16 protein-coding genes are annotated in these 23,406 nt (G+C 63.0%); 15 read left to right on the plus strand and 1 reads right to left on the minus strand.

Annotated features, from left to right (window positions below):
• The first annotated feature begins 6 nt into the window (after nucleotides 1-6).
• From hpt to DWV48_RS00290, 9 genes are all read left to right on the plus strand, one after another.
• Entirely contained in the window at nucleotides 7-555 is a 549-nt protein-coding gene (gene hpt / locus DWV48_RS00250) for a hypoxanthine phosphoribosyltransferase (protein ID WP_118652269.1), read from the plus strand.
• A 1-nt stretch (nucleotide 556) separates the two neighbouring features.
• Nucleotides 557-2,812 carry an ATP-dependent zinc metalloprotease FtsH gene (ftsH, locus tag DWV48_RS00255; protein ID WP_118652272.1) on the plus strand — a complete coding sequence of 752 codons (2,256 nt, stop codon included), beginning with the start codon at nucleotides 557-559 and terminating at the stop codon, nucleotides 2,810-2,812.
• A gap of 229 nt (nucleotides 2,813-3,041) precedes the next feature.
• Nucleotides 3,042-3,608 carry a PTS glucose transporter subunit IIA gene (locus tag DWV48_RS00260; RefSeq protein ID WP_158574779.1) on the plus strand — a complete coding sequence of 189 codons (567 nt, stop codon included), beginning with the start codon at nucleotides 3,042-3,044 and terminating at the stop codon, nucleotides 3,606-3,608.
• A 42-nt stretch (nucleotides 3,609-3,650) separates the two neighbouring features.
• Entirely contained in the window at nucleotides 3,651-4,517 is an 867-nt protein-coding gene (locus DWV48_RS00265) for a PRD domain-containing protein (RefSeq protein WP_118652278.1), read from the plus strand.
• A gap of 31 nt (nucleotides 4,518-4,548) precedes the next feature.
• Entirely contained in the window at nucleotides 4,549-6,120 is a 1,572-nt protein-coding gene (locus DWV48_RS00270) for a PTS transporter subunit EIIC (protein WP_118652281.1), read from the plus strand.
• Nucleotides 6,121-6,278: 158 nt separating this feature from the next.
• Nucleotides 6,279-7,655: a 6-phospho-alpha-glucosidase gene (locus DWV48_RS00275; protein ID WP_118652284.1), complete on the plus strand. Its 1,377-nt coding sequence runs from the start codon at nucleotides 6,279-6,281 to the stop codon at nucleotides 7,653-7,655.
• A gap of 318 nt (nucleotides 7,656-7,973) precedes the next feature.
• Nucleotides 7,974-9,155, plus strand: a complete 1,182-nt coding sequence (locus DWV48_RS00280) for a pyridoxal phosphate-dependent aminotransferase (RefSeq protein WP_118652287.1) — start codon at nucleotides 7,974-7,976, stop codon at nucleotides 9,153-9,155.
• A gap of 132 nt (nucleotides 9,156-9,287) precedes the next feature.
• Complete coding sequence (locus DWV48_RS00285; RefSeq protein WP_118652290.1) at nucleotides 9,288-10,112, plus strand: phosphatase; 825 nt, start codon at nucleotides 9,288-9,290, stop codon at nucleotides 10,110-10,112.
• 94 nt (nucleotides 10,113-10,206) lie between these two features.
• Complete coding sequence (locus DWV48_RS00290; protein ID WP_233545981.1) at nucleotides 10,207-11,565, plus strand: hypothetical protein; 1,359 nt, start codon at nucleotides 10,207-10,209, stop codon at nucleotides 11,563-11,565.
• On the opposite strand, the gene rlmD is transcribed toward DWV48_RS00290, so the two are convergent.
• On the minus strand, nucleotides 11,562-12,833 hold the full coding sequence (gene rlmD / locus DWV48_RS00295) for a 23S rRNA (uracil(1939)-C(5))-methyltransferase RlmD (protein WP_118652296.1): 1,272 nt from the start codon (nucleotides 12,831-12,833) through the stop codon (nucleotides 11,562-11,564). The two genes, DWV48_RS00290 and rlmD, sit on opposite strands and share 4 nt — an antisense overlap.
• A 193-nt stretch (nucleotides 12,834-13,026) precedes the next feature.
• On the opposite strand from rlmD, the gene DWV48_RS00300 reads away from it, so the two are divergent.
• The 6 genes from DWV48_RS00300 (at nucleotide 13,027) to DWV48_RS00325 (ending at nucleotide 23,335) form a co-directional block, all read left to right on the plus strand.
• A complete protein-coding gene (locus tag DWV48_RS00300) occupies nucleotides 13,027-13,929 on the plus strand; it encodes an amino acid ABC transporter substrate-binding protein (protein ID WP_233545983.1) in 903 nt (300 codons plus the stop codon).
• Nucleotides 13,930-14,261: 332 nt separating this feature from the next.
• Complete coding sequence (locus DWV48_RS00305) at nucleotides 14,262-14,900, plus strand: amino acid ABC transporter permease (RefSeq protein ID WP_199588818.1); 639 nt, start codon at nucleotides 14,262-14,264, stop codon at nucleotides 14,898-14,900.
• Between the two features lie 67 nt (nucleotides 14,901-14,967).
• Nucleotides 14,968-15,729, plus strand: coding sequence for an amino acid ABC transporter ATP-binding protein (locus tag DWV48_RS00310; RefSeq protein WP_118652302.1), 762 nt, complete (start codon nucleotides 14,968-14,970; stop codon nucleotides 15,727-15,729).
• A gap of 131 nt (nucleotides 15,730-15,860) precedes the next feature.
• Nucleotides 15,861-18,257: a lipopolysaccharide assembly protein LapB gene (locus DWV48_RS00315; RefSeq protein ID WP_147352828.1), complete on the plus strand. Its 2,397-nt coding sequence runs from the start codon at nucleotides 15,861-15,863 to the stop codon at nucleotides 18,255-18,257.
• A 250-nt stretch (nucleotides 18,258-18,507) separates the two neighbouring features.
• Nucleotides 18,508-20,574, plus strand: a complete 2,067-nt coding sequence (locus tag DWV48_RS00320; RefSeq protein WP_118652307.1) for a translation factor GTPase family protein — start codon at nucleotides 18,508-18,510, stop codon at nucleotides 20,572-20,574.
• A 295-nt stretch (nucleotides 20,575-20,869) separates the two neighbouring features.
• Nucleotides 20,870-23,335, plus strand: a complete 2,466-nt coding sequence (locus tag DWV48_RS00325; protein ID WP_118652309.1) for a metallophosphoesterase — start codon at nucleotides 20,870-20,872, stop codon at nucleotides 23,333-23,335.
• The last annotated feature ends 71 nt before the right edge of the window (nucleotides 23,336-23,406 follow it).

Consider the following 23,406-nt stretch of genomic DNA (forward strand, 5'->3'; position numbering starts at 1 on the left):
GTATCCATGGAAACGATTCATCCCGATGTTGAGAAGGTCCTGTTCTCGGAGGAGGACATCGCCGCCATGGTCAAGCGCCTGGGTGCGCAGATCTCCGAGGATTACCAGGGCAAGGACCTTGTGCTGATCGCCGTCCTGCGCGGCGCGGTCGTCTTCATGGGCGACCTCATGCGCGCCATCGACGCTCCGCTCTCCATCGACTTCATGGCCGTGTCGAGCTACGGCGACGGCGCCAAGTCCTCGGGCATCGTGCGCATCATCAAGGACCTCGACATCGACATCAAGGGTCGCGACGTTCTCATCGTCGAGGACATTCTCGATTCCGGCCTAACGCTCAAGTATCTCATGGCGAACCTCGCCAGCCGTGGTCCCGCTTCGCTCGAGGTCTGCACCTTCCTGTGGAAGGACGTCGAGGGCAAGCAGGCGGCCATCGATCCCAAGTACGTGGGCACGCACTGCCCCGATGCCTTTGTGGTGGGCTATGGCTTGGATTATGCCGAGCATTACCGCAATCTGCCTTATGTGGGCGTTCTCAAACCGGAGGTTTACGCATAGCATGACCGATCGCACAGACGATTACGCACGGGGACCCGTCGCCCTCCTTGCTGAGGGAGGCGGGTCCGGCAATGGAAATGGCGGGCCAACGCCCCCGCAGGGAGTGGGTCCTACGGACGATGGTGGTAACCGGGGCGGCAATGGCTTCGGGCCCTTTGGTGGACCCGAAGGGGCGGGAGGTCCCTCGCGCACGGGATGGATCTACTTTGCCTTCGCCTGCATTCTGCTTGGTTACACGTTTTGGAATCTCGGTGGCGGTCTTCGTCAGGGTGATAAGCCCACGGAGCTCGCTACCAGTGATTTTGTTGCCGCCGTGGAGGCAGGTCGCGTTGACGAGGCAACTTATACGGTGATCGACGGTACGGTGAGCGGCACGTATTGGCCCGAGGGCGAGAGCCGGTCCAAGAAGAACTTGGAAACGTTCACCTCCACCTATGTGGGCTCCGATTCGCTGGCCGAGCTCATGGCCGAGCATCCCAAGACCACGTACAAGGTGGATACCGAGGATCCCGATGCATTGATGAACCTGCTGCTGGCAATTCTGCCCACCGCCGTGATCATCATCGCGATGATGTACTTCATGCGCCAGATGATGGGCGCCAACAACAAGGCCATGCAGTTTGGCAAGACGAACGCCAAGACGACTCCGGCAACGCGTCCCAAGGTCAAGTTCAAGGACGTTGCGGGCATCGATGAGGCAGTAGAGGAGCTCGAGGAGGTCCGTGACTTCCTCGCCGACCCCGAGCGCTTCCGTAAATTGGGCGCCAAGATTCCGCGCGGCGTGCTATTGGTTGGTCCTCCCGGCACGGGTAAGACCCTGCTTGCCAAGGCAGTCGCAGGCGAGGCGGGCGTGCCGTTCTTCACCATCTCCGGCTCCGAGTTCGTCGAGATGTTCGTGGGTGTGGGTGCCTCGCGCGTGCGCGACCTCTTTAAGAACGCCAAAGAGCAGGCTCCGGCGATCATCTTCATCGATGAGATCGACGCCGTGGGTCGTCAGCGCGGCGCGGGCCTGGGCGGAGGTCACGACGAGCGCGAACAGACGCTCAACCAGTTGCTCGTCGAGATGGACGGTTTCGAGGAGAGCGAGAGCGTGATCCTCATCGCCGCTACCAACCGCCCCGATGTGCTCGATCCGGCGCTGCTGCGTCCGGGCCGCTTTGACCGCCAGATCACGGTCGACCGCCCCGACGTACGCGGCCGCGAGCAGATCCTGCGCGTGCACGCGGCGAACAAGCCGCTCGACACGGACGTGAGTTTTGAGAAGCTCGCGCAGCTCACGGTTGGATTTGCCGGTGCCGACTTGGCGAACCTGCTCAACGAGGCGGCTCTGCTCACCGCCCGCCGCAACCGCTCGCTCATCTCGATGGACGAGATCGAGGAGTCCATGGAACGCGTCATGGCGGGTCCGCAGCGTAAGAGCCGCGTGATGAGCGAGGCCGAACGTACGACCATCGCCTACCACGAGAGCGGTCACGCACTGGTGGGCCACGTTTTGGACAACGCCGACCCGGTGCACAAGATCTCGATCATCAGCCGCGGCCAAGCGCTCGGCTACACCATGCAGCTGCCGGCCGAGGACCATTTCCTTAAGACGCGTCGCGAGATGCTCGACGAGCTCGCCGTGTTCCTGGGCGGTCGCGTGGCAGAGGAGCTCATGTGCACGGACATCACGTCTGGCGCGAGCAACGACCTTGAGCGCGCCACCAAGCTGGCTCGCGAGATGGTCACGCGCTTGGGCATGAGCGAGGAGCTGGGCACGCAGGTGTTCGGCGAGGCCCAGCATCAGGTGTTCCTCGGCCGCGACTACGCCGACCATCAGGATTACTCCGAGGAGACGGCTCGTCGCATCGATACCGAGGTCCAGCGCATCATGCGTGAGGCGCATGAACGCGCAGCCGAGATCCTCTCTGCCCGCCGCGATCAACTTGACCTTATGGCCAAGGTTCTGCTTGAGCGCGAGACCGTTGAGGGCGAGGCCGTCGATGCCCTGCTCAACAACGAGTGGGATGCGTATCTGGAGCGCGAGGGCGATATCGCTGCCGCCAAGGAGGCGCGCAACGAGGCAGCCGCCAACGGTGCCGACCCCGCTGTTGTCGAGGCCGAGCGCGCCCGTCGCGCCAAGCCGCGCCAGAGCGACGAGGAGATCGCCGCCGAGGCGGCTGCGTTCGCGCAGGCAGCCGTTGCAGACGAGGGCGTCAGCAAGCCGTGTGCCCCCGACGGGGATGCTTCCGTTGGGGCCGACCCTTCAGCCAAGTAGCCCATGCCGCTCGCCGGGAAAATCAGACCGTTCACAAGAAAAAGAAGGCTCCATCAACTTGACGATGGGGCCTTCTGGTTTTTATACTCTCGCCTGCAAACAAGAAATGCGGAAGGTTACCTCGAACCACTCTTGGGCCTCACCAAACTCTTGGACTGCTCGCGGCCATGCCGGCAGTCTGTTTGGTGGGGTTATTTTTATGCCGCGACGCGGCGAAGGAGTGAGAACCATGGGTTTCCTTTCCAATCTCTTTGGCGGCAGGCAGGCCGCGGAAAAAACCGCTTCCCATAACGAGAACGCTGTCGCGGAGCAACCCTCCACCGAGGACGCGCCGGCAGCTGCAACTGGAATCTCGGCGCTGTGCCCGGTTCCCGGCACCGCCATGGATATCGCCGAGGTCGCCGACCCGGTATTCTCCAGCAAGGCCATGGGCGACGGCATTGGCATCAAGCCCGTCTCCGGCGAGCTCGTCGCGCCCTTCTCGGGCACGGTCGAGGCGCTGTTCCCCACGGGCCATGCGCTCGCCATCAAGAACGAGAGCGGCGTTGGTGTCATGCTGCATATCGGTATCGACACGGTCGACATGAAGGGCGAGGGCTTCACCGCCCACGTCGCCCAGGGCGACTACGTCGAGCAGGGCCAGCTGCTCGTGACGTTCGACCGCGACAAGATTGCCGCCGCGGGCTACGATGACACCACGATGGTGATCGCCGCCGAGGTTCCCGCCGGGCTTACCGTTGCTACGTGCGAGCCGGGCTCCGTCGCCTTCGGTGAGCGCGTGCTGAACTTCGCCTAGGCGTATCGCCAAGACGGGCACGGGATACACGCGGGAGCGGTTATGGTCATCAAGCGCATTTACAACAACAATGTAGCCATGGTCGAGGACGAGGGCGTCGAGCGCATCGCCATCGGCCGCGGCATCACGTTCGGCCGCTCGCGCGGCGACGAGCTTGACACATCCGCCGTTGAGAAGGTATTCACCCTCGACGATCCCGATTCGCTCAACCGCCTCGAGCGTCTCATCAAGGGCATTCCCAGCGAGTATCTCTCCGTTGCCGAGGATATTGTCGCCATGCTCCGCGCGGAGCTGGGAAGCGATGTCGACGACAATGTCCTCATCGCGCTGACCGACCATATCTCCATGGCCATCGAGCGTGAGCGCGCCGAGGTTCCCTGCGACAATCCCCTTCTTATGGAGACTCGCCGGTTCTATAAGAAGGAGTTCGCCCTAGCCCTCCGCGCGCAGGACATCATCGAGGACCGCCTGGGCATTCGCGTATCCGAGGGCGAGGTGGGCTTCATAACGCTTCACATCGTGAACGCCACCATGCAGCAGCGCGCCGACCACCTCATGCTTTCCATCAGCATGATCAATGAGATTTTGGGTATCGTGGCCGAGGCATTCGACCTCGTGTACGACGAGGAGTCCATCCAATACGAGCGCTTCCTGCGCCACTTGCAGTTCTTCGCCCAGCGCGTGCTCGACAAGAGCGTCGTGCAGTCGGAGGACACCTTCCTGTTCCATTTGGGTAAAGACCAGTATCCCGCCGCGTTCGAGTGCACCGAGCGCATTGGCGAGCACGTGGCGAGCACCTACGGGTGCGCGGTCGCGGATGCCGAGAAGGGTTACCTGGTGTACCACATCATGAATCTCGTCAATGCCGCACGCGCCGATGCGCCAGCGGCCCCATCCGCCGCCGAGTAGAGCGCGGGCAAGAAGAAAGGAGTTTTGGGTAATGGCAAATCTGAAGAGCGCGTTGGAGGTGTTTTCCAAGTCCATCGTGCAGCCGTTGATGTATCTTTCCGTGGCGGGTACCGTGCTGATCTTGGGCATCCTCCTCACCAACCAGACCATCGTGGCTGCCGTTCCGTTCCTGCAGCTTCCCGTGTTCGCCGTCAGCGGCAAGGTGATCTACAACAGTCTTATGTTCATCGTGAACAATCTGGCCGTGCTGTTCTGCGCGGGCATTGCGGGCGCCATGGCCAAGAAGGACAAGGGCCATGCCACTCTCATCGGCCTCATGTCGTTCTTCCTGTTCCTGAACGCCAACAACATCGTGCTCGAGGCGATGGGCATGCTCGCCGAGCCCACGCAACTCGGTCTCGTGGGCACCGGCCAGTCCTCCGTCCTCGGCATCCAGGTCCTCGACATGGGCGTGTTCGGCGGCATCGTGCTCGGTTGCCTTGCCGGCTGGGTGTTCAACAAGTTCGGTGGCAAGCAGTTCCCCGTGGCCCTGTCCATGTTCTCGGGCGTGCGTTTCCCCTTCCTCATCATGATCGTGATCTCCCTTGTTCTGGGTGCCGGTGCTTGCGTGGTGTGGCCGCCCGTTCAGGGCGCCATCGCGTCGCTCGCTGGCATGATCCAGGAGAGCGGCAGCATCGGCCTGTTCGTGTACGGCATGCTCAACAAGCTGCTTGTTCCTCTCGGCCTGCATCACCTCATCTACACCCCGTTCCAGTTCTCCGATGTGGGCGGCACCCTCGCCTTGGGTGAGACCGTCATCGCCGGTGCCTACCCCATACGCGTTGCCGAGATGGCCATGGAGGGCGTGCCCTTCTCTCCCAGCACCTACTTCAACAGCTACACCTTCAACAACCTGTGGCCGTACCTGGGCATCGGCGCCGCGTTCATCGTGACCGCCTATAAGCAGAACAAGGACAAGACCCGCGCCGTCATCATCCCGCTCATGATCACCGCGGTCCTCACCTGCATCACCGAGCCCATCGACTTCCTGTTCGTGTTCTCGGCTCCCGTCCTGTTCGTGGTCCACTCCATCCTGTCCGGCATCAGCCTCGTGCTTCTGCAGGTCCTCAACATCCCGGCTTCCACCGCGGGTGGCATCATCAACATCGTGGTGTCCAACCTGGTGCTGGGTGTCGAGAAGACCAACTGGCCCATGATGCTTGTGCTCGGCGTGGTCAATGCCGCCCTGTACTTCGTCATCTTCACCGTTCTCATCAAGAAGCTCAAGCTGCACACCCCGGGCCGCGAGGGCAATGAGGACGACGCCTCCGCCGTGGCCGCCCCCGACGCCGCAGCTCCGGCGGCCGCTGTCGACACCGCCGGCGACGATGCCATCCTCGACCTCATCAAGGGCCTGGGCGGCAAGGAAAACATCCAGTCCGTCGAGAACTGTTTCACCCGTCTGCGCGTGAGCGTCGCCGACGAGAGCCTCGTGAACGAGGACTTCATCAACCGCATGGAGAACAGCGGCATCGTGCGCAAGGGCAACGACGTTCAGATTATCTTCGGTATGAAGGTCGCCAGCGTGCGCGGCGCCGTCGAGGACGCGCTCGAGAAGATGTAATCGGCTCCCATACCGTCATGTTTCCCTAACGGCGGTGGGAAACCGGGGCCGGGCGCGCAAGCCCGCTCGGCCCCGCATGGGGGGTGCCATCCGGGCACCCATTTAGGCAAGCGAAGTTCGCACTCGTAATTCGTGTCACGAAAGGAAGCGTTACTTCAATGATCATTACTCTGGCTGGTGGCGGCTCCACCTTCACTCCCGGCATCGTCAAGTCTATCGCCCTGCGCAAGGACGAGCTCGAGGTCGACGAGATCCGTCTGTACGACATCAACGAGGAACGCCAGCGCAAAGTGGGCGTGCTCGTCGACTGGATTTTGCATGAGGACCTCAAACTCGACATCAAGCTCACGGTGACCACCGACAAGGCCGAGGCCTTCACCGACGCCGATTTCGTGTTCGCTCAGATGCGCGTGGGCGGTTACGCCATGCGCGAGCAGGACGAGAAGATCCCGCTGCGTCACGGCTGCGTGGGTCAGGAGACCTGCGGTTGCGGCGGCCTCGCTTACGGCATGCGCACCATCTTCCCCATGGTCGAGCTCATCGATGATGTGGAGAAGTACGCCAAGCCCACGTATTGGATCCTCAACTACTCCAACCCTGCTGCAATCGTGTCCGAAGCCTGCCGCAAGATGCGCCCCAATGCCCGCATCATCAACATCTGCGACATGCCCATCGCCATCATCGACCTCGTGTGCGCCGCGCTCGAAATCAACAAGAAGGACGTTGAGTACGACTACTTCGGCCTCAACCACTTCGGCTGGTTCACCAGCATCCGCCACAAGGGCGAGGAGGTGCTCCCGCAGCTGCGCGCCTACATCAAGGAGCATGAGATCCTGCTGCCGAGCAGCTACCTCAAGGGCATGAGCTCGCTTATGAAGTCCAACACCGACAACGAGGACGAGAGTAAGCAGAATCGTCATACGAAGGGTTCCTGGTACTACGTGTGGAAGGGCGTCTACGAGATCATGGAGCTCTTCCCGGAGTACCTGCCCAACACCTATCTCAACTACTACCTGCAGCAGAAGGAGTTTGTGGAGCACTCCAACCCCGAGCGCACCCGCGCCAACGAGGTGGAGGAGACCCGCGAGGCCAATCTGTTCGCCGGTATCGACCGGTACGAGAAGACGGGTGAGATCGACGAGAGCACCTTCTACGCCGGCAGCCACGGTGACTGGATTGCCGATCTGGCCGTCGCGTTGAAGAACGACACCAAGGCCCGCTTCCTGGTGATCTGCCAGAACAAGGGCGCCATTCCCAACATGCCCTATGACGCTATGGTCGAGCTGCCCGCCTATATCGGCAAGAACGGCCCCGAGGTCATTTCCCGCGACAACATTCCGCTGTTCCAGCAGGGTCTCATGATGCAGCAGCTCAACTCCGAGAAGCTCGTGGTCGAGGCCTGCATCGAGGGCTCCTACGAGAAGGCGCTCCAGGCCTTCACGCTCAACAAGACGGTGCCGTCCATGACGGTGGCCAAGGAGGTCCTCGACGACATGATCGAGGCCAACAAGGACTTCTGGCCCGATCTGAAGTAAAGCGGATTCGAACCATCGCATATCTGGGTAGTTTTCCATAATGCGCTGCCCATCCCAGAGCGGGTCTTCCTTGGCGAAGGCCCGCTTTTTCAATTCGGTTGCTATTTCGATATTCGTCTGCTTCATAGCGGACGAGAATGCGTAAAATGCGTCCAATTGTTACCACCTTGGTGTAAGCAACGTTTTGGCACTTAACACCTAGGCCGCCATGCTGTGCATCTCTCTCGCAAATTTCAGTTAATTCGAAGCAACGTGTCAGATTGCTTCGCCGTCGTGGGTATCATGGGGCAAAACCAACCGCACGGAAACGGGGCTGCTATGTTGAACGAGACCATGTACGCATACGGCGCGGCAAGTTCGAAGATTCGCGAGATCTTCGCGTACGGATGCGAGCGCAAGGCCCAGATTGGTCCCGAGAACGTGTTCGACTTCAGCCTTGGCAACCCGAGCATCCCCGCGCCCGATGCCGTGCGCGCTTCCATTGAACGCTCGCTTGCCGAGCTGAGCCCCGAGGAGCTGCACGGCTACACGCCCGCGCCCGGCCTGCCCGCTGCGCGTGCCGCGGTGGCGGCGTCGCTCAATCGTCGGTTCGATACGGCGTATGAGGCCTCCGATGTGTTCATGACCGTGGGCGCCGCCGCCTCCATCTCCTGCACGCTGCATGCCCTCACCAACCCCGGTGACGAGGTCGTCGTGGTGTCCCCGTATTTCCCCGAGTACAAGGTGTGGATCGAGTCGTGCGGTTGCACGTGTGTGGAGGCACCGGCGAAGCCCTACACGTTCCAGCTCTCGGTGGGTAGCATCATGCGTGCCATCACCCCGCGCACGGCGGCCATCATCGTGAACTCGCCCAACAATCCCACGGGCGCGGTCTACTCCCGCGATGTGCTGGAGCGCCTTGCAAACTGCCTGCTCGAGGTGAATCGCGACCGAGAGGCCCCCATCTTCATCATCTCGGATGAGCCCTATCGCGAGATCACGTACGGTGCGGAGGTCCCGTGGGTTCCGTCCATCTACGAGCATACGGTGGTGTGCTATTCCTACTCCAAGTCGCTGTCGCTGCCGGGCGAGCGCGTGGGCTGGGTGCTCGTGCCCCCCAGCTGTCATGAGAGCGCCCGCGTCATGGCGGCGGTGGCGGGCTCCGCTCGCGCTCTGGGGTTCGTGTGTGCGCCGTCGCTGTTCCAGCGCGTGGTGATCGACTGCGTTGACGAGCCCTGTGATGTCGAGGCCTACGACCGTAACCGCCGCGCGCTCATGCATTCCCTGGGGGAGATGGGGTACTCAATGGTCGAGCCGCAGGGTGCCTTCTACCTGTGGGTTCGTGCGCTTGAGCCGGATGCCGAGGCGTTTTGCGAGCGCGCCCGCCAGTTCGAGCTGCTGCCCGTGCCGTCCGATAGCTTTGGCACCCCGGGTTGGGTGCGCGTGGGCTACTGCGTGAGCTACGAGACCATCGAGCGCTCGCTGCCCGCTTGGCAAGCGCTCATGGATTCGTATCGCTAGAACCGGGCTCCTCCGGGCATTGCGTCGCGCTGCTCGTTCGTCGCCATCTGCCATGCGTCCGTGCCCCAGATGCACGGGTGCTTTCCGTGCGGGTATCATGTACGGAGTCCGCAATCGAGGAAGGCAGGCACCATGGCATACCGTATCTTGGGAGACGTCCACACGCACACGCTCTACTCGCGCCACGCGTATTCGACCATCCAGGAGAACGTGCGGGCGGCCTCTGCCGCCGGCCTCGAGATCTTGGGATCGACCGACCACTTGAGCAGCATGCTCTACCCCGAGCAGCATATTCGCAACTTCCAGTTCTTCCTCAACACGGTGATTTGGCCGCGAACCTGGGAGGGCGTCACCGTCTTGCACGGCTGCGAGGCGGACATCGAAGGGCTCGACGGGTCGCTGTTCGGCCAGGATATCCCCTGCCGCGAGAGCATCACCGGCGGCACGTATGCAAGCGAGCGCTCGCTGTTCGAGCGCGTGACCGAATCGGCGGATTACGTCATCGCGAGCGTCCACAACACGGATTTTGCCAAGGGCTGCTCGATCTCCGACATCACCGACATGTACGTCGCCGTGCTTGAACAACCGCGTGTCTTCATCCTCGGCCACACGGGCCGTTCGGGCCTGCCGTACGACCTCGACACGGTGCTCGCCTGCGCCAAGGAGCACCATAAGCTCATCGAGGTCAACGAGCACTCGCTGGAGGGCGGTAGCAAGCACGAGGGCGTGTGCCGCAAGATCGCCGAGCGTTGCGCCGAGATGGGCGTGGGTATCGCCGTGTCGAGCGACGCGCACATCGCCCCGCAGATTGGGCGGTTCTCCGCGGTCGAGCGCATGCTCGAGGAGATCCATTTCCCCGAGGAGCTCATCATGAACCGCGGTCGCGAGCCGTTCCTGCGCGAACTTGCCGCCTCGGGTGTATGCGATCTGTCTCAGGTGCTGGGAGAGCAATCATAGCTTCTTAAGAAACCCCCACCAAAATGTAAGGTTTTCGTCACACGCCGAGCGAGCGCGCCTGATATTCTGAAGCCCGATGCGAGGGAGGCGGCTCATGGCAAGACGATCGGGCAGAGTGCGCGCGGTGCTGCGCCGCGTTCCGCTGGCGTGCCTCTTGCTGCTGATCGCAGGGACGCTCACCGCTTCCGCTCGTCTGTATACGCGCCGCGTCCAGGAGTCTACGCGTGCGAACGTGACGGCTTCTTCCGCTCTGCCCGCGGCGTATGGCGAAGAGGCTCCGCTGCCCGCGCGTTTTAGCGCCGAGCTCACCTACACGAGCCTCGATGCTCCCGGCAGCGGGGAGGCGTCCACAAGCGTGACGTGGGATGATTCGTGGTTCACCGGAGACGAACATGTGTACAACCATGAGCTCGCGCGGGCGAGTTCCGTTTTGGCGGCCCTGGCGTATTCCGAGTCTGGTTATTACCAGTCGGGGAGCAACCAGCCCGCGTATATGGAAGAGGCTCTGGCGCAACTCGGCTTTGACGAGGTGTGCACCGATTCGTATCGGTTTCGCAGCGAGGTGCTGGACGAGGTCCTCAATCTGGTGACGGACGATGCCGACGGCGTGGCGTACACGATCGCCCGCAAACGTCTGGCATTATCGGGCGGTGACGGCCAAGAGGGCTCGCCCCGCGATGTGATCCTGGTGAGCATACGGGGAAGCTACGGGTCCGAATGGCTGAGCAACCTCGATCTCGCAACGGACGAGACGAGCGACCACGGCGGATATTGCCGTGCCGCGCGGGAGATCTGCGGTGAGGTGGCTGCATGGGCGGATGAGTCCGCTGGCGATGGCGCGGAGGTTTCGGTGCTGTTGGTGGGCCACAGCAGGGGCGGTGCAATCGCGAACCTCGCCGCCGCGGAAATCGACGACTGCCGGGCCGGGACCGTCACCTCATCTGTTGCGGGCGCCGATTCCCTCGCCGGCATTGACCGGGTGTACGCCTACACGTTCGCTTCTCCCGCCACCACGCTCAACGCCCAGGCGCACGATGCGCGATACGCCAATATCTTCAACATCGCGAATCCTTCCGACATCATGCCCTACCTGCCGTTGCGTACATGGGGATACGAGCGCTACGGCATCGACAAGGCACTCCCCGCGGTTGATGCAGAGGGATTCGATGAGCTCCGCACCGCGATGGAGCGCTTGTATGAGCAATCGGTTGGAGTGGCGTGCGGCGCCGACCCGTCCGACAAACACGTGGTCGATGCGGTGCTGACCGACGTCGCGCAGGGTATCGGGTCGGTTGAGGAGCTGGTGACCCCACGCGGTGCATGTGCGGTCTTTGCGTCCGTCGCCGCGCGCGTCGATCCGGTCCGCATGCTCTACAGCCATTATCCGAGTACGTACATCGCTTGGATGAACGCGATTGACGAGGATGACCTGACGGAGAGCGGTGCCGTTTAGATGTGCGCTCGCGTGAGGGTCGCAACCATCTCCGTATGGCTTGTGTGGGGGAAGAGGTCCACGGGCGTGAGGCGTTCAACGCGGTAACCGTTCTCGCCGAGAACCGCGAGGTCGCGCACATGCGTTACCGGGTTACAGCTGATGTAGACGATGCGCCGCGGGGCGAGCGCCGCTGCGGCTTCGATGAATTCCGGCGTCGACCCCGCCCGCGGAGGATCCATAACGACCACATCCACGTGCATGTGCGCGTCGGCGGCCTCTCTCATGTACTCGGTCGCGTCGCGGGCGATGAATTCCGCCGTGTCCGCCAGGCCGTTGATCTGTGCGTTCCGCACGGCGTCGCGCACCCCCTCCACATTGCGCTCCACGCCCACGAGGCGTATGCGAACGCCCTGTTTGCGGGCGTGAGCGGCCGCGGCGATGCCGATGGTGCCGCTGCCGCAGTACGCGTCGAGGACCACGGTGCCGTCTTGCAGGTCCATGCCCTCGATTGCCTGTAGGTAGAGCACTTCTGTCTGCTGCGGATTGACTTGGTAAAAGGAGACGGGGGAGATCTCGAATGTGCAGTCGAGCAGCTCGTCGCGCATGCGGGGCTCGCCGTGTAGGATGCGCGTTTCGCCACCCAGGATCGCGTTGGTAACGCGTGGATTGACGTTTTGGGCGATCGTCACCAGTTTGGGATGGGCTTGGGAGACGAGTTCGACAAGCTCCTCGAGGTGCGGCACCTCGCGCGTGCGAGTGACAAGGGTGAGCATCGCCTCCTTCGTGCGCCATCCGCAACGGAGCACGGCGTAACGAAGCTGGCCGCGGCGGAGGTCCTCGTCGTAAGCGGGGATGTTGAGTTCGGTTGCGAAACGCGCGACGTCGCCCAGGAGTTCACGCGCCCCGGGCGCTTCAACGGCGCAGGCGGGGCAGGGGACGATATCGTGCGTTCCCCGGGCGAAGAAACCGCTGCGTACTTCGCCACATGCGCCGGGGGCGAAGGGCGTGGCCGCTTTGTGGCGAAACGACCGCGGTGCCGGGAGTGGTGCATCCGCCACGGTGACGGGCCCCGTCTCGCGCGAGGGTCCTATGCCGAGTACGGGGTCGACATCGACACGCCATCCAAAGCGCTCGATGAGAGGCCGATACAGGTCGGACATGGCGAGCTGCTTGCGGGCGAGCTGCTTGCGGTAGGGGAGCCCCAGCCATTCGCATCCGCCGCATTGGCGCATGATCGGGCAGGGTGCCTTGCGATCCGCGGATGCCGGTTTGTTCTGCTTCGCCATGGGCAATCCATTCGCCAAAGAAGTTGGTACATTGAGGCCAGGCCCCATTGTACACATCTCATGAGGTGGCCCCGTAACAGAGCGGCAATCTCGATGGTGTTCCTTGCGCTTCGTCAAACTAAAGTGTTATTCTTCCAACCGTTGACCATCACACTTTAGTTAAGTAAAGTGCATACAGGGGAAAGGACACAGTATGAATAAGGACCAGAAGACCCTCGCCGTGACCGCCACCCGCTCCATGACGCGTCGCTCTCTTGTGGCGGGCGTCGCCTCCGCTGCCCTCTCGCTCACGCTGCTTGCCGGCTGCGGTGGCACGCCGGCCGCCACCAACGAGGGCTCTAGCGCCGGCTCTGCCACCAAGGCAGCGGCGGATACCTCCGCTGCGGCCACGGGCAAGCTGATTGTGGGCTTCGACCAGTCCTACCCGCCCTATGGCTATGTGGGTGATGATGGCGAGTACACCGGCTTCGACCTCGATCTTGCCCAGGCGGTCGCCGAGAAGGAGGGCTGGGAGATCAAGCTCGAGCCCATCGACTGGGACGCCAAGGACACGTTGCTCGACTCCGGTGCCATCAACTGCATCTGGAACGGGTTCACCATGGAGGGCCGTGAGAAGGACTACACCTTCTCCGATCCCTACATGCTCAACGCACAGGTCATCGTGGTTCGCGCCGACAGCGGCATCGCTTCGCAGGAAGACCTCGCCGGTAAGACCGTCGTGACCCAGGTTGACTCCGCCGCCGAGGATGTGCTCGAGGGCGATGCCGCCGACCTCGCCGCCACCTTCGCCTCGCTCGATACCATCGGCGAGTACAACACGGCGTTCATGCAGCTCGAGTCCGGCGCCGTCGACGCCGTCGCCTGCGACCTCTCCATCGCGCGGTATCAGATGGCCGCCAAGCCCGATGCCTATGTCATGCTCGACGAGTGCCTCTCCGAGGAGAACTACGCCGTCGGCTTCAAGAAGGGCGACACCAAGACCGCGAAGGCCGTGACTGAGGCGCTAAAGGCGCTGTACGAGGACGGTACAGTCGAGACGATCGCGGCCAAGTACGCTGATCAGGGGCTGAGCATGGACAACTGGCAGCTCAAGTAGCGGACTCCCCAGGCACCCCACCTCGGCGCGAACCCAAAGGCTTATGTGCGTTAGCACACCGCGCCTTTGCGTTCGCGCCGATCTGGGGCACCTGGGAAGCCCGCTGGTGATGGGCGCTCTTGCGTTCGGGCGAACCTGGGGCACCTGGAAAAGCCTTGCGCGTTGCTTGGGCCGTATCCGCACACCGCGCCTTTGCGTTCGCGCCGATCTGGGGCACCTGGAAAAGCCGTTCGCGTGGTTGGAGGCGCGATTGCCTGCTGCGGAGGGCGTTTGCATGGTAGAGTCGTTCAGGCGGTAGAAACAGACCGGGAGATATCTTGGAAATCACGACTATGGTTCAAATGCTGGGAGAGGGTTTCCTCACCAGCTTACAGATCTTCGCGTTTACGCTCATCGGTGCGCTTCCGCTTGGCGTTCCGGTGGCGTTGTTGCGCGTGAGCCGCTTCAAGGTCGTGCGCGGGATCACGCGCGCCTATATTTCGGTTATGCGTGGCACGCCGCTCATGCTGCAGATGTTCGCCATTTACTTCATGCCGTATTACGTGTTCGGCATTCAGCTCACCACAGACTCCAAGTGGCAGGCGGCCATCGTCGCGTTCATCATCAACTATGCCGCGTATTTCGCCGAGATTTATCGCAGCGGCCTGCAATCCATCCCCCGCGGCCAATATGAGGCCGCCGAGGTCTTGGGGTATTCCAAGGCGCAGACCTTCCTCTACATCGTGCTGCCGCAGGTGGTCAAGCGCATCATGCCGGCGATTGGCAACGAGGTCATCACGCTGGTGAAGGATACGTCCCTGGCATTTGCCATTGGCGTGGGCGAGATGTTCTCCACCGCCAAGGCCCTTGTTGCCTCGCAGGTGAGTATGGTGCCCTTCGCAATCGCCGCCGCGATCTACTGGGTCTTCAATTTCGCTGTCGAATTGGTGTTGGGCCGCATCGAGAAGATGCTCTCCTACTACCACGACTAGCTTTGACGCGCGCATCGTCTAAGGTCCGTGCGCCGCATCCGCCCTCGGCAATTTCAAAGGGGTTCATATGCCTGTCGTATCTATGAAAGACGCTCGCAAGGCATTCGGGGGTACCGAGGTGCTGCGCGGCATCTCGCTCGAGGTTGAGCGCGGCGAGGCCGTTGCCATTATCGGCCCATCCGGCGGCGGCAAGTCCACGTTGCTGCGCTGCATGACGCTGCTCGAGACGCTCGATGGCGGCGCCCTGTCCTATGGGGATCTTGCCGTTGCGACGGAAGGCGCCTCCGGTAGGTCGGTCTACGCCAAGGGGGAGGAGCTCAAGCAGGCGCGCGGCAGATTCGGCCTGGTGTTTCAAAACTACAACCTTTTCCCGCACTTCACGGTGATGCGCAACATCACCGATGCCCCGTTGCGCGTGCAGAAGCGCCCGGCGGGGGAGGTAGAGCAGCGCGCCCGGGAGCTCATTGCCAAGATGGGGCTCGAAGGGTGTGAGGACAAGGTCCCCTGCCAGCTCTCCGGTGGCCAGCAGCAACGCGTGAGCATCGCCCGCGCACTGGCCATGAACCCCGAGATCCTCTACTTCGATGAGCCCACAAGCGCGCTCGACCCCGAACTCACCGCTGAGGTCCTGCGCGTGATCAAGGGCCTTGCCGCCGAGCAGATGACCATGGTTGTGGTGACACACGAGATGAACTTTGCGCGTGAGGTCGCCGACCGCGTGGTGTTCATGGACGGCGGCGTGATTGTGGAAGAGGGCCCCGCCGAGCAGGTGATCGACGCCCCCCGCGAGGAGCGTACCCGTGCTTTCCTGACTCGCGTGGGCGAATAGACGACGCCTAGGATCTCCCGGACGGCGCGCGCTTCCGCTCGCGGGAGTGGCGGGCGGGCACCGCATGCTTTGATAGGATGGAGTGAGCAGTTACACCCGCCCGATCGTGCGGGAGAATGGGAGCGGTCGCCATGTCGGATAAGCTGTTCAAACTTCCCCTGTTTGCCAAGACCACGCAGCTCAGGGAGCTCCCCGGGCAGGAGCGGGGCCGCGTGTTCATGATCGTCGAATCGATCAGGCCCCAGCCCGAGAAGAGCATGGGCTACCTAGTCGAGCTGGTGGCATCACGTAAAGTCAAAATCCACGCCTGGCTTGCCCTCGGGGGCGCTGTCTACGAATGCGACGAGCCTCTATCCGAGCGCCCCTCGCGCGACGCCGATGCGGGGATGTCCAAGGACGACGAGGGCGACGTGTTCTTCTACGTTCGCCCCGAGGGTAGGCCGGTCAAGGTCGTACGATTCACCCAGCGCCCTCAGGACTATAAGCTCACGGTTGCCACATCGATGAACGATATGGGCGCATATGGCAAGGGGGCATACGACATCGATGAGATGGGCGCCGCGTGCTTTGTGCTGTACCACGTGTTGTCAAAGGAGCGGGGCGACGCCAGCTCGTTCTTGACCGTTGGCGACATCCTCGACGGCATGATCGGCTCCGCGTATCCCGATGCGCTCGATGAGATCGTGTATCGCGGCAGGCGCGAGGGCGCGAGTGATTTCGAGCGCTTCGCTTTCCGCACGTTGATGGATGCCGGTGCCGAGGGCGTGCGCCCAATCGCCGCCGCGCACGACATCGACCTGCGCCGGCTCGGCTCGACGGGCCTGTTTTGGACGGGCTGCGACAAGCGCGAGCTGACCCCACAGCAGGTGGACACCCTCCAGGCGGTGGAGGGCGCGCTCAATCGCCTTGTGTTCATGGAGCATTATCTGGGTGAGGAATCCTCGCCCATGGTGGGGGCCATCAGCGAGCATGAGTGCGAGCGGGCGGCCCTCCAGTCCCTGAGCTCCTTTGCCGAGGTGGCCCGCACCGCGATCCGCGCGAGCGACCGCAAGAGTGACTACAGCAGCCTGCTTGGTACAGATGCCGCGCGCGGCGGAGAGTGGGACGTGCGCACTCGTTTCGCCGCGGCGGCGGAGGGGCTGCGCGCGCCGTTTGGCTTCGACTACCTGTTCGGCTGCGATGCGTCGGCGGGCGTGTTCTCCATCGATGTCACGGTTCCCGTAGCGAGTGCCTTTCCGGCGTCTGGCACTGCGCTGACGTGCGATGACATGCAGGTGGCCTACCTGCTCCGCCTGAGCATGGCGCTCGCCGCCATCGCCTTCGGATCCAGCGTCGGCGTCATTCGCGCGGTGGTGACGACGCACGAGCGCGACATCGACGGAGCGGTGGTGTGCTCGGCCGAATTCAGCCGCCAGTTGTTCACCATGGAGACGGTGCCGGCAATCCAGACGGGTGCGATCCTCGAGGCGTCGCTGTCCGTCGAGGAGCTCATCAAGATGCTCTCGCTTCGCGCCATCAACATGGAGCGGGACGTGGACGGCTCGCTTGTGCCGGTCGAGCGCATCGATGCCGGCCTGCCCAACCGCGATATCAAGATGGCGAACGACAGGCGTTCGCTCCCTGCGCACCTGGTCGGCCCGCTGCGCGCCAAGACCGTCGCCGAGCTCGATATCTTCGACGTGGGCGACGATCCCCTGCGCGACAGGTACCGCGAGCTTTGCGACAGGGTGCACGAGCAGGCTGCGCAAGGCGATGCCGCCGCGGCATCGGCGACCGCGGAGGTCTCCGACATCATCGCCGCTTACGATGCCGCGGACGTACTGCAAGAGAGCGATGCGCGCCCGTTGTACTGCTCGAACATGATTGCACGCATCGCAGTTGGGCTGTTCGACGAGGATCCTTCGACGACGTATCGCAAGATTCCCGATACCGCGTTCGACGCGCGCTCCCTGCTATGCCGCCTATACCGTGACCAGGGAAACAACGAGGACGCGATTCGTTTGGGCGAGGAACTTGTCCGGTTGGCGCCCACGTCGTTCGCCTCATACCACACGCTTGCGCTGTCGTATCGCGAGGCCGGCCGTGACTCCGATGCGGCCCGCGTCATCCTCGACGGCATGCGCGTCGCGGTGGATCCCAACGATATCGCCTGCGGTTACTACCGCTTGGGCTTCCTCTTCTGGCAGGGTGGCGATCCGTCGCTCGGCCTTGCCTGCTATGCCATGGTGGCGCGCGACTCGTTCTTCTATGGCGAGACGCAGGCGGAGATGCGCGAGCTCATGCAAGAGGCGCACCTGGGCCGTCCTCCGGCGCGCGACGAGGCGGTGGCCCTGCTCCGCGCCGAGGGCGTACCGGTGGCGCCGGTCAGCCAGCTGCGGGATCAGGCGGCGATGGCGGCGATAGGCCTGGTTGACGCCGGTATCTTCAACGCGGCCACTGCGCTCGTGCACTTCCTGTCCACGTTTGATGTGGCTCCCAACAGTTTCGATGTCCTCGCATCGGTGCGCCGTTCGCTGATGCAGGGGTAGCTGCAGGCTCTCTCAGAATGCGATCTGTTTTACCCGGCGCTTGGCCTGTTTGCACCCGTACCGCTTCTCGATAGCTTGTATCGCGCGTCAAGCCCTTTACCGTGCCTGAGTGCACGCTGGTCGAAAGGCCAATATATCCGCGTGTAAAACTGGGTAGGCTCATGCCATACGGCTGTCGTGCGGGGATGCACAGGGCACCTCGCACGCATTTTCGGCGCGCTCGCAGCGCGCTGGGAAAGGGAGGTGTCCCATGGGTGCGCCCAAGACTGGCAATGTGAGGAACGTGGTGCTCGTAGGCCAAGGCGGGGTGGGCAAGACCTCGCTCGCGGAGGCCATGCTCCACCTTTCCGGCAAGACCGCTCGCCTGGGCGGTCACGGCGGCACCAAGCCCACGCTCGATTACGATGCCGAGGAGGTCAAGCGTGAGTTCTCAATCTCGACCTCCATTGCGCCGATCGACTGGAAGAACGCCCGCATCAACGTGCTCGACGCCCCGTGCTACCCCGACTTCATCGGCGACGCCTATGCGGCGATGAGCGTGTGCGAGACGGCCCTGTTCGTGGTCGACGCCGCCGAGGGCCCGCAGCCCACTACCGTCAAGCTCTGGTACGCGGCCGAGGACCTGCGCCTGGCCCGCGCCGTGTTCGTGAACCGCGTGGACAAGGAGAACGCCGATTTCGACATGTGCCTCGAGATGCTCCGCGAGCGCTTTGGCACACGCCTTGGTGCCGTCACGCTCCCCTGGGGCACCGGTGAGAACTTCAACGGCATCATCGACCTTGTGCGCATGAAGGCCCGCCATTGCGATGGCACCAAGCAGACCGAATCGGAGATTCCCGAGGAGCTCCGCGACAGCGCCGAGGCCGCCCACGAGACCCTGTGCGAGCTCGTGGCGGAGGCCGACGACGACCTCATGGAGAAGTACCTCGAGGGCGAGTCCCTCACTCAGGACGAGGTCGAGGGCCTGCTCGCCAAGGCGATCGCCAAGCGCCTGTTCGTCCCCGTGTTCGCCGGCTCCTGCATCAAGGAGCAGGGCGTCAACTCCCTCATGGACGATATCGCGACCTACTTCCCCGCGCCCACCGATTACGGCGAGATGCCGCTCATCGACGGCGACACCCTCAAGATTTCCAGCGAGGATGAGCGCCCCGTCGTCTTCGACTTCAAGACCCTGAACGATCCCCAGCAGGGCCGCCTGTCCTTCCTCAAGGTGCTCACCGGCACCATCGAGCCCGGCATGGAGCTCGTCAATGCCCGCACCCGCAAGGGCGAGCGCCTCACGCACCTCTACGTGATGTGCGGCCGCGAGATGACCGAGGTCGGCCACGCCTACGCGGGCGACATCATCGTGGTGCCCAAGCTGAGCGCTGAGACGGGCGACACCCTGTCCGTGACCGGTAAGGTCGAGGCGGCGGCGTTCGCGTTCCCCAACTCCCAGTACCGCATCGCCATCGAGGCGGAGAACCGCTCCGACGAGGACAAGCTCTTCACATTCATCGAGAAGGCGTGCGAGGCCGACCCGACCATGAGCATCGACCGCGATGAGGAGACCGCCCAGACGATTATCTCCGCGGTGGGCGAGGCTCAGGTGAGCGTCCTGCTCAACCGCTTGGAGGACCGCACCAAGGTCGCCGCGCACATCGTTCCGCTGCGTATCCCGTACCGCGAGACCATCCGCCGTGTGGCGAGCGCCCAGGGCCGCCACAAGAAGCAGACCGGCGGCGCCGGGCAGTTCGGCGACTGCTACCTGCGCGTGGAGCCGCTGCTCGACGGCACCGAGTACGAGTTCGTGGACGAGGTCGTGGGCGGTCGCATCCCGCGCGCGCTCATCCCCGCGGTGGACAAGGGCGTCCAGGAGACCATGAAGGACGGTGTGATCGCGGGCTATCCGCTCACCGGCATCCGCGTCGCCTGCTACGACGGTTCCTACCACCCGGTCGACTCCAACGAGATGGCGTTCCGCACCGCCGCGCGCATCGGCCTCAAGAAGGCGTGCGAGGATGCCGATCCCGTGGTGCTCGAGCCCATGGAGAACATCAAGGTGACGATCCCCGAGAGCTACGCCGGTGCGGTCATGGGCGATGTTTCCGCCAGCCGCGGTCGCGTGACCGGCATGGATTCCAGCGACCGTGGCGAGACTGTGGTCACCGCGACCGTGCCGTATGCGGAGCTCGTCGATTACGCCACGCGTCTGCGCTCGCTCACGCGCGGCACCGGTGACTTCACCATGGAGCCCGCCGGATACGAGCAGGTGCCCTACGACGTGCAGCAAAAGCTCGTGGAGATCTACGAGCACAACCGCGCCCAGGGCAGGTAGCTCGGGCGACACGCGTGGCAATGCATCCACGGTGTGATTGGTGAGAGGCGGGCGCATCCAGCGGTGCGCCCGCCTTGCCTCAATATGGGGACAGGCACTCATTTGAGGTCTCGCCCGAGGTCACCCGCCGTGAATAAAATCCTTACGTTCCTGAATTAGTCCTGACATTCTTTACCGTAACCTTTCCTTGAGCTGACGGCACGGCATGCAGCTAGCTAACAGATGTCTCCCATACTGAACGCGGCGGTCGCTACGGGGCCCTTTTGTTGCCGTTTTCGTCGATGGGAGTCGATGCATGCTGGAAAAGGAAATCAGTCGCAGGAATTTCGTTCGGTTCTCGGTGGTCGGGGCGGGTGCCACGGCTGTCGCGATGTCCGCCGATCCGTATGAGGCAGCGGCCGAGACGATCGAGGCTGGCACGGATTACCCCAACCAGATCAAGATCGTGCACCTTTCCGACGTGCACTACTTCTCCCAGAAGCTGTACGCGGATTGCGGTGACTTCACTATCGCCGAGAACTCCGACCGCAAGATGTTTCGCGAGTCAGGCGCCATCGTTGATAAGGCCCTCGCCGAGATCGTGGCGTATCAGCCCGATCTGGTGATCCTTTCCGGCGACCTCACGAAGGACGGCGAGCTCGTCTGCCATCAGGGCATGCACGAGAAGCTCGCGGCGGCCAAGAAGCAGCTGGCGAATGCCGGCAAGCAGGCCATGTTCTGCGTGATCAACGGCAACCATGACATCAATAACGACGACAACGGCCGTGATTTCTCGAGCGGCAAGGCGGAGCACACCGACCTCGTCGACCCGCTCGCGTTCAAGGGGCTGTACGCCGATTGCGGCTACGACGACGCGATCGCGAAGTTCGATGAGGGCGGCAGTCAGGGCGGCAGCCTCTCCTACGTGGTGCGCCCCGCCAAGGGCGTCACGCTCATCGTGGTCGACTCCGGCAAGTATTCCGCCGACCAGAATGGGCTCGGCCGCGATGAGCACGTCACGTCCGGTGTGGTGGGGGAGAAGCTGCTCGCGTGGGTGGAGAGCCAGGCCAAGCAGGCCCGCGCGGCCGGGGATATCGTGTTCGTGACCCAGCACCACGGTGTGATCCCGCACTTCTCCATGGAGCCCGAGCTCATGGGCGAGTACCTGGTCGATAACTACGAGGATTGCCAGCGCCGTTACGCCGATGCGGGAGTCTCGGCGGTCTTTACCGGCCACATGCACGCCAACGACATCGCGAGTATCACCACCGAGGCGGGCAACACCCTCTACGATATCGAGACCTGCGCGACCGTTACCTATCCGAGTGACATCCGCTTCGCCACGCTCTCTTGGAAGCGCGAGGAGGGGACGGCGAATGTCGAGGCGACCCTTGCCGTCGAGAACCACCCGCTCGGTTCGGTGGATTACGTCGATTTCGACACCAAGGCTACTACGAAGATCGCCGATATCACGGCGTATGGCGAGGAACGTCTCCTTACCGTCGACGTGATCAAGACCATGATCGCCGATGCCCTGGTGTCGCCGGCGATCGACGATATGGTTGCGAACGGGGGCGTCAAGCCCGCGCTGGCCGGGCTGCTGGGCGGCCTGAATGTGGGCGATGGCACCGCCGACGGCCTTGACCCGGCGCTGTTCAACATGCTGCTCACCATGCTGCCGCAGTCCCAGGACGAGGCGCTTGCCGTCGTGCTCGGAGACTTGAGCTTCCTTCTCAAGAGCTACGGAACGCTCGGCATCTGGTCGGACGCGGCCCAACAGCGAATCATTCTCGAGCAGCTGGATGGGGTTACGAGTTCCGCGCAGGTGCTCGCGCTGTCTCCCGACCCGTCGTTGGCCGCCGAAATCGAAGCCGTTGCTGCTTCGGTTCCCATGGCCGCTGCGGTATACTGGTCGTACTACATCGACGCTACCTCGTTTGCGAAGTTCATGGCAACGCTGTATGCCAATATCGATGCGCAGCTCTTGCAAGAGGGCAGGGGCGATACCTTGAACCTCCTGCGTTCTTTGATTGAGGTGCTGGTCAACGAGCAGGTTTCGGATGACGGCAAGACCCTGTTCGACCTCATCAAGTTCGCCTATGGCGATCATCTCTACGGTGACGAGACGTGTCCCAGCTGGGTCGAGGCAGCGACTGCGAACATGCGGCTGGCGGGTTCCGATTCCGAGGGGAATCCGACAGCGGACGGATCGCTCATCAGCTATTTGCGCGGTGCCATCAACAATGAGGAGAACTTGAAGGCACTCACCACCTTGCTCAAGAAGGTGAAGTTCCAGCTTGGCGACCTGTGCGTGAAAGACCAGGGCAACGGCCCCATTACCCTGATCGGTATCGTTGCTTCGAATGTGGGATCGGTCCTGGGCTTCCTGGGCGATAATCCCGCCGACATGATCCCGAACATCCCGCAGCTCGCCGAACTCGCCCATGGCGCGCTGTATTCGCTCACGCACGACGAGAGCGTGCTGACCGACCGTAAGCTCGAGCTCGCCTCCACTCTGACCGATCCCGACTGGAAGCCTGCAGGATCTGGTAGCACCGATGGCGGTAACGACGGTAGCGGCATCGCCGGCACGGGCACGGGCAACGGGACCTCAAACGGCAAGGGCACGGTCTCGAAGAAGAACCCCGGCGGTACGCTGCCCCAGATGGGCGACTCGATGTCGTTTGCGTCCTTTGCGCTGATGGGCCTGGGTGCCCTCGCGGCGGCCTTCAAGGTCGGCCGTGGCAAAGATGCCGACGAATGGGAGTCGTTCGACGAGTAGTTAATCTCGGCAGACACACGGCACTGAGTGCTGCGAGCGCAAAGAGGGCGGCGGGACATCTCCCATCGCCC

This window comes from Collinsella sp. AF08-23, assembly GCF_003479805.1.
Taxonomy (GTDB): domain Bacteria; phylum Actinomycetota; class Coriobacteriia; order Coriobacteriales; family Coriobacteriaceae; genus Collinsella.

Excerpts from the sequence above, each read along its gene's own strand:
- hpt (WP_118652269.1), top strand. The coding sequence starts at position 7 with ATGGAAACGATTCATCCCGATGTTGAGAAGGTCCTGTTCTCGGAGGAG.
- ftsH (WP_118652272.1), top strand. The coding sequence starts at position 557 with ATGACCGATCGCACAGACGATTACGCACGGGGACCCGTCGCCCTCCTT.
- DWV48_RS00260 (WP_158574779.1), top strand. The coding sequence starts at position 3,042 with ATGGGTTTCCTTTCCAATCTCTTTGGCGGCAGGCAGGCCGCGGAAAAA.
- DWV48_RS00265 (WP_118652278.1), top strand. The coding sequence starts at position 3,651 with ATGGTCATCAAGCGCATTTACAACAACAATGTAGCCATGGTCGAGGAC.
- DWV48_RS00270 (WP_118652281.1), top strand. The coding sequence starts at position 4,549 with ATGGCAAATCTGAAGAGCGCGTTGGAGGTGTTTTCCAAGTCCATCGTG.
- DWV48_RS00275 (WP_118652284.1), top strand. The coding sequence starts at position 6,279 with ATGATCATTACTCTGGCTGGTGGCGGCTCCACCTTCACTCCCGGCATC.
- DWV48_RS00280 (WP_118652287.1), top strand. The coding sequence starts at position 7,974 with ATGTTGAACGAGACCATGTACGCATACGGCGCGGCAAGTTCGAAGATT.
- DWV48_RS00285 (WP_118652290.1), top strand. The coding sequence starts at position 9,288 with ATGGCATACCGTATCTTGGGAGACGTCCACACGCACACGCTCTACTCG.
- DWV48_RS00290 (WP_233545981.1), top strand. The coding sequence starts at position 10,207 with ATGGCAAGACGATCGGGCAGAGTGCGCGCGGTGCTGCGCCGCGTTCCG.
- rlmD (WP_118652296.1), bottom strand. The coding sequence starts at position 12,833 with ATGGCGAAGCAGAACAAACCGGCATCCGCGGATCGCAAGGCACCCTGC.
- DWV48_RS00300 (WP_233545983.1), top strand. The coding sequence starts at position 13,027 with ATGAATAAGGACCAGAAGACCCTCGCCGTGACCGCCACCCGCTCCATG.
- DWV48_RS00305 (WP_199588818.1), top strand. The coding sequence starts at position 14,262 with ATGGTTCAAATGCTGGGAGAGGGTTTCCTCACCAGCTTACAGATCTTC.
- DWV48_RS00310 (WP_118652302.1), top strand. The coding sequence starts at position 14,968 with ATGCCTGTCGTATCTATGAAAGACGCTCGCAAGGCATTCGGGGGTACC.
- DWV48_RS00315 (WP_147352828.1), top strand. The coding sequence starts at position 15,861 with ATGTCGGATAAGCTGTTCAAACTTCCCCTGTTTGCCAAGACCACGCAG.
- DWV48_RS00320 (WP_118652307.1), top strand. The coding sequence starts at position 18,508 with ATGGGTGCGCCCAAGACTGGCAATGTGAGGAACGTGGTGCTCGTAGGC.
- DWV48_RS00325 (WP_118652309.1), top strand. The coding sequence starts at position 20,870 with ATGCTGGAAAAGGAAATCAGTCGCAGGAATTTCGTTCGGTTCTCGGTG.